Genomic DNA, 12,832 nt, shown 5'->3' with positions numbered 1-12,832 from the left:
GTGGAGCGAAATTTTTCAGGTGTCGCTAGGTGTGAGCTAAGAAGGGTTGCCGAGTCGAACAGCTGGATAATTGAGTGTTTTTGGAACGACCGACAAGCAATGCATGCTCATTTTTCCTCATGCCAACTGCAAGATCTGGTAGGAGTGTTGGTTTCTAGATCCCGTAAAATCGTATTTGAGTGCGATAATGAATAAGAATAAGTGTGTTTTCGGACTAAGTGCGCTTATGTATTCGAAGTCATGGCCGGTACGGGATTCAACATTGCAGGTATCTCTAAAACCACACTATAACTATCCGGTGCTGAATCTGCTGAGGCCAAATTGGCCTCAGCAATATTCCATATCAAAAATCCACTGTCACTCCGGCGTAAAGCGCGCGGCCATCACCTGGAGAGTGCAGTGATGCCTGAGCACCGTCTGGATCGTACCAAACGTATTCATAATATCGGTTTGTAAGGTTTTTTAACTGTAGATCGACGCTCACAGACGGCGTCACCTTGTAGATTGCACCGAGGTTCATTAGCACGTAACCACCATAAGTCCCCGTCGTGTTTTCTCGCTCCAGATAATAGTTGGTTTGGCCATTCATCCATGCGGTGAGTTGTAAGGCAGGTGTTGCCTCATAGCTGATCCCGGCGTTGTAAAGATGATGGGGGATGTGATCGATTTCCTGACCTTTGCTGTTAGGCAAAGAGGCACTCGGCTGGAGTATCTTAGAATACTGCCAAGAGTAGGCCATCCATATTTCAGTGCGCTCGTCCGGATGCAGGTTCATCTGCAAGTCATAACCCCACCGCCGGGTCTCACCCACGTTATCGGATTCGCCACTCGGGTCATTCAGTCTGCGACTGACCTCACCTGATGCCTCTTGCTGCCAATAGGCGACCCGGCCATCAACCCAGTCAGCCGGCGTGAACTTGATACCTGTCTCCCAGCCTTCGTTGATCGAGGGTGCGAGGTTTGCATCCCTAGGCGGGATCTTGTAAGCAGCAGCCCCTGTGCCCACTTGAAAGGTACGCCCCCAGTTTGCGTAGATGCTGGCGACGTCCCATGGGGAGTAGACAATACTGATCTTCGGTTGTTTGATCAGCCCGTAGTTGTTTATGTCGTAGTCCGTGCGGGTCAGTTCATTGGTGAAGTCGCCCTCAATCTTGTCAACCCGGTAGGCCGGCACGATTCTCAGTGACTCGAAAGGTTTGATCTCAGCCTGGACATAAGCGCCATAGGTGTCGAAGTTGAATTTTTGATCGCGAGTAGTAGCCAGACGTGCACGGTCTTTGGTGCGATACCGCTCACTCTTATTTTGCTGCTGTTGTATGTCTGCACCACTTTCTACGGCGAAGTCATAGAGCCAGCTAACTTCTGGCCGCCATGTCAGCGAGGTGAGGGCTCCGTACTGGGTTTCGTAGGTATCACGCTCTTGTTGAGAACTGGTGCTCCAATATTGTGTCCAGCGTCGGTCATCGAAGGTGTTCATGTAGGTCTTCGCTGACCAGGCCAGCGTATCAGTCAGGTCTGTATCGAAATGCAGACTGACTTGATTCATGCGCCGCGTGCCCTTGTCCGTAGCGTTAAAGCTATTGGTCATTTCTGGATGATGATGTGCATCGTCTTTAGCCAGATAACCTGCCTCCTGAGCTTCAGCCTCGTAATGACGGGCAATCAGACCGATACGGTAACTGTCATCATCGGGCGTGTAGAACCACTTGCCGGACATCGAATATCGGTCGGCTTCGGCATGATCCCGATACCCATCGGCCTTTTGGTAAGCGAAGAAGTAGTTTTGCGTCCAATTACTATTTTCGATGCCCTTTGCAAGTTGGGTTTCTCGAGTATTAAAACTGTCGTAACGGATGCGTGCCTTACTGTAATCGCCGCCTGTACGGGTCAACATATTCACGTTGCCAGCGATGTTATAGAGGCCGTAACGAGCATCACTGGTGCCACGCACCACCTCAATGCTGTCCAGCTCCATGGGGAAAATCATGTCCAAGAACGGCATGTTGCCGTCATTGCTGTTGCTCGGAATGCCGTCGATCAGCAGCTTCACTGCGTTGACTTCACCTTCGCCGTTGAAGCCGCGAAAGGAAATCTTGCCGGATGTGGTGCCTTGATTGAACTCAGTCAGCATGACTCCTGGTGCGCGGCTAAACAGCTCCCAACTGTAGTTGACTGGCATCTTTTCGAGGATATCTCCCCCTAGGATATCAACCGAGCTGAGAACGTTGCTTGCGTTCAACGGGCCGCCAGTCGAGCCCTGCACGTTAACCGCGCCCAAGGTTAGGGTTGAGTTTTCGGTTTTGCTGGCTTCAGCCAATGCATAGGACAAAGGGCTTATTGCAAACAGGCCAAGCGACAGCAATGGCCATAGTGAGCGGGACACAGACAAACACTTTGCGTGAGGCAAAGTAAATGGAGCAGGCATAGCACGAACTTCCTGATGATCAAGAAACTTTAAGGGCGTTTAAAGTCCATAGCTGGACGTTAAAAGGATTTAAAGAGGGCGCACCGGACATTGTCAGCGGTGTTGTGATCAGGTAAGGGGAGAGGCTCGTGGGCTTAGGCTGGGCCAGCGAATTCTTGGATGTCGTGTTGGGAAATCAGGATTATCAAGGGTGGTATTTGATGTGTACTGCGGTAGGAAATGCCGATAGTAATTGGAGGGTAATGCTGCTAATCCGGCATGACCACAGCAGCAGTCGCCGTGTTGCATGACAGATTTCGATTGGGCTATCTGCAAGGCATCAATCACCTTGCTGAGATCTTTAGGCAGGAGATTTGATTGTCCACTTGAACAGAACCCCCCCCAAAGCATCAGGCGCACGTCCGGCGTCTGTATCGCATGACTTAGCGGCATGGCGAACATGTTTAGCAAGACGGCCAGGCAGGCAATCCAGTGGCTGGTGCGTTTCAACGAACCCATAAAGGAAATGGCCGCAAAGGGGGGCGCTATTTAGCCCGCGTTAACGAATGATGTAAATTTTTCGAGAGTGCGCTATTTCGCCGCAGGTAAAGGTGGAAGAGGGCCAAAGGGGGCTTGATCTAAGTCTTCAGTCATCGCTCTCAGAGCATCTTAGATTCTTCAAGTCCGAAGGGAGTATCAATCATCGGGTGATGCCTGGCTAAGCTTGAAAAGTTACGTAGTACATCGAACATCTTGAGGAGCCGACTATCATCTTTCGTACTCCAGAGCTCGTTTGCAGCGGTGTCATTTCATTGGTCGTCCCGTCTGAAGCCACTCCAAGTAGGCTTGCAACACCGCTTGTACGGACGATTTTTGAATAAAGGTTCCAAGTACTCCTCCCTGATCACATAGTCAGACAGGTGAATACACCGATGATCATTAATGTTTTTGCTATACGAGGCCATCATACTGCGACAGCCTGTCGCAGGCTGGGCAAGAATTTTTTGGCGTAAATTATCAACGTTTGGGCCGGTTAGCTCTAACGATCTAAATTACAATCATTGCAAGGACTGCCCCAATTAAGTGGAGGCATAGAAGAGGTGTTCCTAGCCGTGTCTACAGCACGCTTCATTAGAAAGTGTATTGCGTCCATCCAGTGCTTGAGCGTCCGAGCGAATGCTCATCAGTCCGTTTTCGAATCTGATTGTCCTAAATACTAACTGATTAACCTTATCTTAATAATTGAACCGACAACTAATATTGCTATCCTAGCGATCAGTTTGACTATATACCCTTGATGACGCCTCGAACCTGAGCCCGGTGCTTTTACGCCTTTCGAGCTTGCTAGATCGTCACCTGAATTTAGCTAGAGGCTCGAAATGCATTCTTGGCAACGCTGGACATTAGGCATCCTTACAATTGGCGGCGGCGTGACAGGAATTGCTCTAGGTATCACATTCCTGGACGTTAGTATTTCTTGGCTCCCCGGGTTAGTTTCGGTCGTTTTCCTCACTCTTTATTTGTGGGGAACTTGGTGTGGCATAAAAATTTTAAAAGGCTCACCAGAAGCGCTACGCAGCAGCATGCCCTTTTGGTCAATCCAGATCCCGGTCATCCAGTCTTCTTTAGCCAGCTACATCTTCTCCAACGGAGCTTTTGCGGGAGTATTGTTGAAGCCAACAGAACACAGGTTCGATCTCCAAGTCTGGATCGGGAGTCAAGCGGAGATATCCGTTATGACTGGCAAGCCGCTAACTCTCGGGATCAATGTATTCGCTCTGTTTGTTGTTGTATGGTTATGGCGTTTGGTACGTGTGCAAGCCTCTACTACTTCATTAAAACCAGAACTGCTTTAAGGTTGAGCCAGCTTAGGCACAACATTTTTACGGGCTGTCCTGTCTGTGCCGATTGGCTCAAGTTGGCCAAAAGCGGACGTTCGCGAGTGACCGCTTTCGACGCACAGCTGCCTGTAATGTTAGGCTGATTTCAATCGATCGCCTTACTAACTGCGGCGCCAATAAGTGCGAACGGCGCCAGCACAACCACGAAGACTGTCATCCAGGCTCCCGTATAAGCCTCGTCGATCTTCTTTCCCAACTCTGATGTCGAGGAAGCAGGCTTTTCACGCTTGGAAACACTCAGTACATAACGATAATGCTCGGCCTGGTCACCATGGCGAACGCGGCATGGTTGTTGACTCACGTTTACATAGCGTCCTCTCGCTTTGTCACCTTCTCTTACCGACTGGTCGATTGTACTGTTATAGCTGTCGATGTCTTGTTGCAGGTTCTTCATCTGCGCCTTGAGGTCGGATTCACATTCGTCCTCGCTGGTGAATACGTGGCTATCCTTGTTGATCACGCTGGGACGATTTTGGCTATCCAGATAAACGTTAATTTCACCGCCGTACCCATCATCGCGTTGAAACACCCTGGCCCCCTGGAGTGTCTCGAAACCAGTTTTGGTGAGCGCGTTGAGTTCATCGCCGGAGAGCGGCTTATGCAAGGTATAGCCGTAGACCTGTGGCCCGATGATTCCCGTCTTCTTTGAAGGTGTGGAACACGCCGTTAATGATGAAGCAATAATCGAAAAGCATAGTGCGACACAGATCATCCTGTTCATGAATTCATCCGTTGAATTTTTGTATCACCAATAATCAGGGGTAGGGTACCTGACGTCTACACCAGCATGGTATGTACGAGTTGTTGGTTAGGGCATTATTATTCCAATAATACTGGGCGACGAGCTTGGACAAAATGATGGTGTCGGCGTTGGTGGCCTGCGAGCGCGAGTTTATCAACGCTCGCCACTGACTACTTAGCGTGTGAAATTTTGGGCAGCAACACTCCTGCGCCTCCTTTACACCATAGGGCCCTGCTAGCTAGGCAGGGCGATAACGCACTCAACCTGGCTACCGTTTCTCGAAATTGGTAGGTTCATCTCTGAGGTAGCGATGCAATTTTGCCGAGACCTCGGATAGTCCATGAACAGGATCGCTCATTACAACGTCCCCATTGGACGGGCGGATCATGAAGTTGGAAATGGACAGATCGAAATCAATGTCATGCAGATACTCAGGGAGTAAGCTACGCTGAACGACGCAATGTGCTGGCCGAGCGCGTGTTCAAACTACCCGACCAAAACCTCGACTCTGCAACCGCCGCCGGCGCACTGTTTCGTGGACTCACAGCCTGGTATCTCGCCACACGTTTGAAAGACATCAAGGCCGGTGATTGGGTGCTGGTACACGCAGCAGCGGGTGGGGTAGGTCTGATTTTGACCCAGTGGCTCTCTCATCTTGGGGCCAATGTGATCGGCACCTGCGTGGGTGACGAGAAGGCCCACATCCTCAAAGAGTACGGCTACGCCCATCCCATCAACATCGAAAAGCTCGATTTCCTCGAAGAAACCAAACGATTGACTGATGGCAAGGGCGTCAGCGTCGTCTACGAGTCCATCGGCAAGGACACCTTCGAAAAGTCTCTAGATTGTGTGCAACGCTTCGGTCTGGTGGCCTCCTTCGGCTGGGCGTCCGGTGATGTACCGCCCATAGATCTGGCCTACCTGCGCAACAAGGGTTCATTGTTCATCACCCGACCCACCATCTCGCATTACGTGGCAGAGGCGGCTGACTTCCAGCACGGCGCAGGAGAGCTGTTCGACCTGGTGAAGAAAGGTGCTTTACGCATTCGCATCGACAACGCTTATCCGTTGAAAGAAGCGGCTACTGCGCACCAAGACCTGGCGGCTCGTAAAACCAGCGGGTCGGTGATTCTCACTGTGTGACCGCGACGCTTTCTCCACAAAACAAGAACAAGGGAGAACACCATGTTACTTAAAGGCAAGACCGCCATCGTTACCGGTGGCGCCTCGCTGAGAGGCATCGGCTGGGCAACTGCCAAGTGTTTCGTCGAAAACGGTGCGCGTGTTGCACTTATAGACCTTGATCAGAGCGCGACCGACGCGGCGGCTGCTGAGCTCGGGAACGGTTGTATCGGATTGCAGTGCGACGTCCGTTCCGCGGACGCCTGCCAGCAAGCCGTAGATGCGGTTATCGATGTCTTCGGCCATGTAGACATCCTGATCAATAACGCCGGCGTAAGTCAGCCGTTCAAGCTGATGGCCAGCACGCTTGAAGACTACGACTTGGTCATGGATGTCAGCCTGCGCGGGGCATTCAACATGTCTCGAGCTCTTGTTTCACATCTTCGGGCCCGGCGCAGCGGTGCGATCGTCAACATGGGGTCGGTAGCTGCTCAGCGCGGTGGCGGGGTGCTTGGTGGGCCGCATTACGCCGCAGCAAAGGGTGGGGCGCAGACTTTGGCAAAGGCCATGGCGCGGGAACTGGCCATCGACGGTATCCGAGTCAATGCGATCGCCCCCGGCTTGGTCGATACCGAGCTGCTCATTGGAAAGCTCACTGATGAGGGGCGCCAGGCTGCATTGAACGCGACGCCTCTTGGCCGTCTGGCCATCCCCAAGGATATTGCCGACGCCTGCCTGTTCCTCTCGTCTGACCTTTCGAGCTACGTGACAGGCGTAGTTCTGGACGTCAATGGCGGGCTGCACATCCACTAGGTTGATGCCGCCATTGACGGCTTATATGGGAGATACCGATATGTTGCTCAAGGATAAGGTAGCGGTTGTCACGGGTGCGGCATCGCTCAATGGCATTGGCTGGGCCATCGCCAGTCGATTTGCGGAGGAGGGCGCAAAAGTAGTCTTGCTCGATATCGCAGCCGACAAACTCGAGATTGCCAAGGAAAACCTCGGTGATCCACATCAGGGATTGGTATGTGATGTCCGCCAACCGCCCTAGCAATTCCAGCTTTTAAAAGGCCATTTGTTGTCACCCCCTAAAAAATCCCCCCCGCCTCAAGCTTAAGCCGAACCTTAACAGTATAGCTTTCTTGTACTCACTCCTTAAATTTACGATCTGTCAATAGAAAGCCCAAATAAATACGACGATCGGTCGTTGACCTCTCCGCAAAAAACAATGAGCATGTATTGACACCAGACAGCCCCAGGACGTGCGAAAGGTGAAACCTATTGACTTTAAAGGGTATTTTTATGCGCTTGCCACAAAATAGCGATTACGTCCCGGCTAAAGAAGCTGCCGCAATTCTCGGCCTGTCTCCTGAGACCCTTCGCTTTTGGCGGTACACCGGCAAGTACAAAGACATGCTGCCACCATTTATGCACATCAGCCGGAAGATCTTTTACAAAAAAGCTGATGTACAGCGATTTTCCGAAAAAAGCATGAGCGCCGCCTAACACCAGCCTGGTGTTTTACTCGCGGTAGAAAATAAGGTGCACCGTCTTTGGTTGAGGCGGTGCGCCTTTTCTTTTGCGCGATCACCTCTCCTACCTCATCACCAAAGATCCACTTGGAAGCCGCTTGGGAGCTGCTCGCTTGCCGCTTGCCAATAGAGACTGGCGATCAATCAGGAGCTTCTGTGGCTGGCGGGAGCTTATGTGGGCGGTGCGTAGCTTGCTGGAGATTGGACTTTTGAGCGCTGCGGCTCCCTAATAGCTCCCAAGCGCTGAGCTGTATGGACTTGGAAAGTATTTTACAGAGAGGAAATCGCTTCAACAGGCTGATTTAATTGAGGTTTTTTTGATTTTTTGTAACGCGAAGGGATGATGGGGGTTGACCCCCGGGGGATTTTAAGTCCCATGCGTCTACCAGTTTCGCCATTCGGGCGGTAGCGCTGTAAAGCGGGTCAGGAAGGAAGGTGCTTCAGCAATCAAAGTACACAAGAGCCTGCGTGACAGGTGGACGAATATATAGAGCCTGCGCCGATGAGGCAAGTTCGATAGCGTCCATTTTGGTACATTTTTTTAACAGGCGCCTGAGTAAAACCTTCGGAAAATCATAGATATATCGAACACCCCTGAATTTTTGTCGCTATGACGGCCGTTTCGTGGGCGTCACGTCGTGCGCTGTTTCGACTCGTTTCACCGGGCTGGTCTAGGCTGCTTGCACGACGATTAAAGAAGTGGATGTGATGAATACGAGTGTGGTTTACGCATTGGCAGCGGCAGCGTTGTTTGGGGCCAGTACTCCTCTGGCCAAGGTGCTGGGGACCGAAGTTGCGCCAGTGATGCTGGCAGGTTTGCTGTATTTGGGCAGCGGTGTGGGACTGCTGTTGGTGCGTTGTATTCGCGATCGGGGCTGGAAACCATCGGGCTTGAGTGCAAGTGAGTGGCCCTGGCTGGGCGGGGCGATTGTGTTTGGCGGGATTTTGGGGCCTGTGGCCCTGATGTTCGGCTTGACCCTGACCAGTGGCGCAACCGCGTCGTTGATGTTGAATCTCGAGCCCGTGCTGACCGCACTGTTGGCGTGGGTGGTGTTCAAGGAAAACGCAGACCGCCGGATTGTGCTTGGCATGTTGGCAATTATTGCGGGGGGTGTGGTGTTGTCGTGGCCTTCAGGGGCGCAGTCCAGTGTATCGCTCTCCTTGCTTGGGCCGTTGGCCGTCGCGTTTGCCTGTTTGTGTTGGGCAATTGACAACAATCTGACGCGCAAGGTATCTGCCTCGGACGCACTGTTTATTGCGGGGGCCAAAGGGTTGCTCGCAGGGCTGGTGAACTGCGCGATTGCGTTGATGATGGGCGCCAAGATCGCGCCACTTGGCGTGCTGAGCCCCACCTTGCTGATCGGCTTCCTGGGCTACGGCGTCAGCCTGGTGCTTTTTGTACTGGCGCTGCGCGGTCTGGGTGCGGCGCGAACCGGGGCGTATTTTTCGACCGCGCCTTTCCTGGGGGCGGCGATCTCGATCCTGGTGCTGGGAGAGTCTGTGTCGCTGCTGTTCGGGGTGGCCGCTGCGTTCATGATTTTTGGGGTGTGGCTGCACCTTACCGAGCGCCATGAGCATGTCCACCTGCATCAGCCGCTGGAGCACACCCATCGTCATGCTCACGATGAGCATCATCAGCATGAGCATGACGAAGACATCCCCGGGAGCGTGCCCCATAGCCATGCGCATCAACATCACGCGATCAGTCACAACCACCCGCATTTTCCGGATATTCATCATCGACACCGGCACTGAACGGCTGCGTGATAGATTCAGCCCCAAGGACGCCGTAACACCCTGACATTCAATGGAGCTATAGACCCCGCATGTTTGAACACATCGACTTCAATCACTTGCTGGCAACGTATGGCTATCTGGCCGTTTTTATCGGCTGTTTGCTGGAAGGTGAAACCATCCTGCTTCTCGGCGGAATGGCTGCGCACCAGCATGTGCTCAAGCTATTGCCGGTAATTGGATACGCCAGTCTGGCGGGGATGCTGGGCGATCAGTTGCTGTTCTGGATCGGTCGTTATTTCGGCGCTCGCCTGTTGCCGCGCCTGCACAAGCAGCAGGCGGTCATCGATCGAGTCACCCAGATGATCAATCAGCATCCTGCAGTATCGATTTTTTCAGTGCGCTTTTTGTATGGCATGCGGCTGGTCGGGCCAATGGTGATTGGCGCCTGCAAGGTCTCGCCGTTGAAATTTACCTGCTTCAACGCGTTGGGCGCTGCGGCGTGGGCAACGCTGTTTACCAGTGCCGGGTATTGGGCCGGGGAGTTTCTGGAGGGGATGCTGGGTGACCTCAAACCCTATCGTTTGCCGATTGCGCTGGGGGTGATAGCACTGATGGTGGTCTTCGCATTGGCGCGTCATTTACGGGCGAGAAACAAGGCCGTCAAATCACTTTGACGGCACGGCCGATAAACTGAATCGGGCCAGTAGGTTTGCCTGTTGCAGAGCCGTCAGGGCCTTCGAGGGTCAGCTCAAAGAGTTGATTGGGCTCAAGCGGTGGCAGGCGATCCAGTGGCAGTGACAAGGTTTGCCCAGGCTTGACCAGTCCAAGTGACACCGGGCCATCCCAACCATCGCCCTTGGTCCAGAACTGCAGTGTCTTGTCAGTGGGCACTTGCGTGATGCCCAGTGGAATAAGCTGGATGTGCTGGCGGTTGCTGGCCTGGATCACCCAGCCCGGGGCCTGGTCTTGTGGTGCGACCAGTACCACTACGTAAGTGGGAGGTGAAACGCTAGGGGTTGCGGTCAACAACACGGTGCCCAGTACCAGGGTTGCTGCCAGCCCTGCGGCTGACAGGCCGCGCCACAATGGCAGAAGGTTCCACCAACTGGCCTTGGCCTGAGGGGCGGGCACATTCAGTGCGTTCAGGCTGCGTTCGATACGAGGCCACAGCTGCCTTGAGGGGGGCTGTGCCGGTACAAGGTCGTTGAGCGGCAACAGGCGTGCCTCCCAGCGTTCTACCGCTGCTTGCAAGTTGGCGTCATGGGGCAGGCGCTGCTCAACGGCGTGTCGCTGTTGCGCGTCCAGTGTCCCCAGCACGTATTCGCCCGCCAATGCATCAAGATCGGCTGAGTCGTTGTCTTCTGGTTTGAAAGTCATCCCATGCACTCGCGCAAGGCGCTCAAGCTGCGTTTGATCCAGGCTTTGACGGTGCCCAGAGGCGTGGCCAGTTTTTTGGCAATTTCTGCGTGGGTATAACCGTCGACATAGGCATGCACAATGCAGGTGCGCCTGGCAGGGTCAAGCTGTTCGAGGCAGCCATAGATCCGCTCGGAGCCTGCTCGCCATTCAAGTGCATCCAGCGCCAGGCTGCCATCAAGGTTGGCCAGGGGCTGTAATGCCAGCTCGCTGTCTTCACTGACTTGAACCTCCAGGCGATTGTCGCGCATGAAGTTCAGTGCCAAATGCCGTGTCACGCTGAAAACCCAGCCCCGTGCTGACCCGCGCTGAGGGTCATAACTGGCCGCGCGCGTCCAGATCTTGATAAAAGCGTCATGCACGATGTCCTCGGCCAGAGCGTCGTCACGGGCAATACGCCTGGCAACACCGAGCAGTCGTGCGCTTTCCTGGGCATACAAGGCAACCAGCGCCTGCCGTTCGCCGCGGGCGCAGGCGAGCAGGCAGGCTTCGTAGTCAAACAATGGCTCAGGTATCGTCACTGTCTTGCGCCGTTATAGGTGGGACATCCCCGGGGCATTCCCCCGGGCTCCATCGAAGCAGCGTAGACGAGATTCGCTACAGGCCAAGTACCTTAACGGCTGGCCCAGAAAATGTAATCTGCCTGATAAGGAACCACTTGCCGCTGGCCCTTGTTGACCGCAGAGCATTCGCTGCTGGGTGCCACGCCGCCCTTGAGTGCGACACGCTGGATATAACTCACGCCGCTCATGGCGCCTTTGCCTTCAGCCGGATTGGCCTTGACCAGTTGATACGGCAGATTGCCCGCGCCGGCGGGTGCTACGGCGAGCTGGGTACCCGTAACCTTGGAACCGTCCAGGGCTTGCCAGGTGGCTGGCGGGCCAAAGTAGGTGCCGACTTGTTTACCATTTGTGTCATTTAGTTGAGCTTTTGGGCCAACAAAAAACCATTCCATTTGTCCTGGGGCATTGGCTTTTTCTTTACATTCGTAAGTGATTTCACCTACGCCAACTGTCTTCATCGCCATCTTGTGTCCGTCGGGAACCCTAATGTTTTCGGGCAAGTCCGCCTGTGCATAGGCGCCCGGTACAGCGACAAACATCACGGCGGCAAGTGTAACGCTGGCATGGCTGATCAAGCGTTTTACGTTCATGTACCTATCTCCTGATGGGGTAACAGCGTACGGGCTGTTACAGGTACTACCCCCGGGTGAGCGGTTTGGATGCAGTTGCAAAAAATAAACATGAAAGGCAAAGTCCGGGAACCCCGGTTGCGTGACTGAGCCCTTGGCCTAAGCTTTGAATGACAGGCTCAACGCCAAGGGTTTCAAGGCATTTGCTACACGCTCGCGAAGCCGGTCCGATAATAAAAGGAGATCTGGATGTTTATCCGTTTATTGATCCTTGCCAGTGTGCTGGTGGCTGGCACAGTGCAAGCTGTTGAAGTTCCAAGCCCCATTGAACAGGATCGCGGCAAGCTTCGCCCATTGGTTATTGTTGCCCGTGCACAGGCCGATCCAGCGCTGGTAGCCCTCAATAAGGCACTTGAAGACCCGGCCACCAAACAGGCTTTTGACGAGCGCAATATGGTGCTCTACACGATTGTCGGCATTACCGGCAAACGCGATGGCAAAGACCTCGAACCCCAAAGCACAATGTCGCTGATTCGCGGCCTCAAACCGGGGATGATCATTGATAAGGCCAAAGTGATCCTGATCGGCAAGGATGGCGAAAAGAAGGTCGAGACAGTTGGCGACGTTGATCTCAACGAGCTGTTTAAAATCATCGATGCCTTGCCTCCCGTTGAAAAGGAAACCCTGGCACCGGTTGCGGCCGAGGCTCCAGTCAAGGGAGCTGCTGCGGGCAAGTCGGTCAAGCCGGCAAAACCGGTCAAGGCTCTGGAAGACTGAAGGTCATTAAAAAACAGGCAAAAAAAAGGCCCGCTGGGGGGAGCGGGCCAAATGGGATTCACTAAA

At 53.6% G+C, this 12,832-nt stretch carries 14 protein-coding genes; 8 read left to right on the top strand and 6 right to left on the bottom strand.

The window, feature by feature from the left end; all coding sequences use genetic code 11:
- Positions 1-343: 343 nt before the first annotated feature.
- Positions 344-2,425: a TonB-dependent receptor gene (locus RGV06_RS02965; protein WP_169917307.1), complete on the bottom strand. Its 2,082-nt coding sequence runs from the start codon at positions 2,423-2,425 to the stop codon at positions 344-346.
- 108 nt (positions 2,426-2,533) lie between these two features.
- A complete protein-coding gene (locus tag RGV06_RS02960; protein WP_169917306.1) occupies positions 2,534-2,923 on the bottom strand; it encodes a DUF2946 domain-containing protein in 390 nt (129 codons plus the stop codon).
- Between the two features lie 860 nt (positions 2,924-3,783).
- On the opposite strand from RGV06_RS02960, the gene RGV06_RS02955 reads away from it, so the two are divergent.
- Complete coding sequence (locus RGV06_RS02955) at positions 3,784-4,260, top strand: hypothetical protein (RefSeq protein ID WP_169917305.1); 477 nt, start codon at positions 3,784-3,786, stop codon at positions 4,258-4,260.
- Positions 4,261-4,390: 130 nt separating this feature from the next.
- Here the strand turns inward: RGV06_RS02955 and RGV06_RS02950 are convergent, their stop codons facing one another.
- Positions 4,391-5,026 (bottom strand): hypothetical protein, encoded by a 636-nt coding sequence (locus tag RGV06_RS02950; protein WP_169917304.1) that lies wholly within the window; start codon positions 5,024-5,026, stop codon positions 4,391-4,393.
- A 483-nt stretch (positions 5,027-5,509) separates the two neighbouring features.
- On the opposite strand from RGV06_RS02950, the gene RGV06_RS02945 reads away from it, so the two are divergent.
- The 6 genes from RGV06_RS02945 to RGV06_RS02920 all read left to right on the top strand — a co-directional run bounded on the left by RGV06_RS02945 (position 5,510) and on the right by RGV06_RS02920 (position 10,115).
- Positions 5,510-6,190, top strand: a complete 681-nt coding sequence (locus RGV06_RS02945; protein ID WP_169917303.1) for a quinone oxidoreductase family protein — start codon at positions 5,510-5,512, stop codon at positions 6,188-6,190.
- 42 nt (positions 6,191-6,232) lie between these two features.
- Positions 6,233-6,982, top strand: a complete 750-nt coding sequence (locus RGV06_RS02940; RefSeq protein ID WP_315246419.1) for an SDR family NAD(P)-dependent oxidoreductase — start codon at positions 6,233-6,235, stop codon at positions 6,980-6,982.
- A 40-nt stretch (positions 6,983-7,022) separates the two neighbouring features.
- Positions 7,023-7,223: an SDR family oxidoreductase gene (locus RGV06_RS02935; protein ID WP_169917301.1), complete on the top strand. Its 201-nt coding sequence runs from the start codon at positions 7,023-7,025 to the stop codon at positions 7,221-7,223.
- A gap of 251 nt (positions 7,224-7,474) precedes the next feature.
- Positions 7,475-7,678 carry a helix-turn-helix domain-containing protein gene (locus tag RGV06_RS02930; RefSeq protein ID WP_169917299.1) on the top strand — a complete coding sequence of 68 codons (204 nt, stop codon included), beginning with the start codon at positions 7,475-7,477 and terminating at the stop codon, positions 7,676-7,678.
- 734 nt (positions 7,679-8,412) lie between these two features.
- Positions 8,413-9,459 (top strand): DMT family transporter, encoded by a 1,047-nt coding sequence (locus tag RGV06_RS02925; protein WP_322149345.1) that lies wholly within the window; start codon positions 8,413-8,415, stop codon positions 9,457-9,459.
- Between the two features lie 71 nt (positions 9,460-9,530).
- Entirely contained in the window at positions 9,531-10,115 is a 585-nt protein-coding gene (locus RGV06_RS02920; RefSeq protein WP_322149344.1) for a DedA family protein, read from the top strand.
- Here RGV06_RS02920 and RGV06_RS02915 read toward each other — a convergent pair.
- The 3 genes from RGV06_RS02915 to RGV06_RS02905 form a co-directional block, all read right to left on the bottom strand.
- A complete protein-coding gene (locus RGV06_RS02915) occupies positions 10,102-10,818 on the bottom strand; it encodes an anti-sigma factor domain-containing protein (RefSeq protein WP_048351388.1) in 717 nt (238 codons plus the stop codon). The genes RGV06_RS02920 and RGV06_RS02915 overlap by 14 nt on opposite strands.
- The gene (locus RGV06_RS02910) at positions 10,815-11,378 is read right to left on the bottom strand and encodes a sigma-70 family RNA polymerase sigma factor (protein WP_322149343.1); all 564 of its coding nucleotides are present in this window, start codon (positions 11,376-11,378) and stop codon (positions 10,815-10,817) included. Before RGV06_RS02910 ends, RGV06_RS02915 begins: the two co-directional genes overlap by 4 nt.
- Before the next feature lie 92 nt (positions 11,379-11,470).
- A complete protein-coding gene (locus RGV06_RS02905; RefSeq protein WP_019825736.1) occupies positions 11,471-12,010 on the bottom strand; it encodes a DUF3455 domain-containing protein in 540 nt (179 codons plus the stop codon).
- A gap of 228 nt (positions 12,011-12,238) precedes the next feature.
- Between RGV06_RS02905 and RGV06_RS02900 the strand changes: the two genes are divergently transcribed.
- Entirely contained in the window at positions 12,239-12,766 is a 528-nt protein-coding gene (locus RGV06_RS02900) for a DUF4174 domain-containing protein (protein ID WP_322149341.1), read from the top strand.
- The last annotated feature ends 66 nt before the right edge of the window (positions 12,767-12,832 follow it).

It is taken from the genome of Pseudomonas sp. CCI3.1, assembly GCF_034313985.1.
Taxonomy (GTDB): Bacteria; Pseudomonadota; Gammaproteobacteria; order Pseudomonadales; family Pseudomonadaceae; genus Aquipseudomonas; species Aquipseudomonas psychrophila.
This window is presented reverse-complemented; position numbering and strand designations above follow the sequence as displayed.

Bases quoted from the DNA above. Each gene is read 5' to 3' on its own strand.
- RGV06_RS02925 (WP_322149345.1), top strand. From the start codon at position 8,413: ATGAATACGAGTGTGGTTTACGCATTGGCAGCGGCAGCGTTGTTTGGG.
- RGV06_RS02930 (WP_169917299.1), top strand. From the start codon at position 7,475: ATGCGCTTGCCACAAAATAGCGATTACGTCCCGGCTAAAGAAGCTGCC.
- RGV06_RS02960 (WP_169917306.1), bottom strand. From the start codon at position 2,923: ATGGGTTCGTTGAAACGCACCAGCCACTGGATTGCCTGCCTGGCCGTC.
- RGV06_RS02965 (WP_169917307.1), bottom strand. From the start codon at position 2,425: ATGCCTGCTCCATTTACTTTGCCTCACGCAAAGTGTTTGTCTGTGTCC.
- RGV06_RS02955 (WP_169917305.1), top strand. From the start codon at position 3,784: ATGCATTCTTGGCAACGCTGGACATTAGGCATCCTTACAATTGGCGGC.
- RGV06_RS02905 (WP_019825736.1), bottom strand. From the start codon at position 12,010: ATGAACGTAAAACGCTTGATCAGCCATGCCAGCGTTACACTTGCCGCC.
- RGV06_RS02920 (WP_322149344.1), top strand. From the start codon at position 9,531: ATGTTTGAACACATCGACTTCAATCACTTGCTGGCAACGTATGGCTAT.
- RGV06_RS02915 (WP_048351388.1), bottom strand. From the start codon at position 10,818: ATGACTTTCAAACCAGAAGACAACGACTCAGCCGATCTTGATGCATTG.
- RGV06_RS02900 (WP_322149341.1), top strand. From the start codon at position 12,239: ATGTTTATCCGTTTATTGATCCTTGCCAGTGTGCTGGTGGCTGGCACA.
- RGV06_RS02935 (WP_169917301.1), top strand. From the start codon at position 7,023: ATGTTGCTCAAGGATAAGGTAGCGGTTGTCACGGGTGCGGCATCGCTC.
- RGV06_RS02940 (WP_315246419.1), top strand. From the start codon at position 6,233: ATGTTACTTAAAGGCAAGACCGCCATCGTTACCGGTGGCGCCTCGCTG.
- RGV06_RS02950 (WP_169917304.1), bottom strand. From the start codon at position 5,026: ATGAACAGGATGATCTGTGTCGCACTATGCTTTTCGATTATTGCTTCA.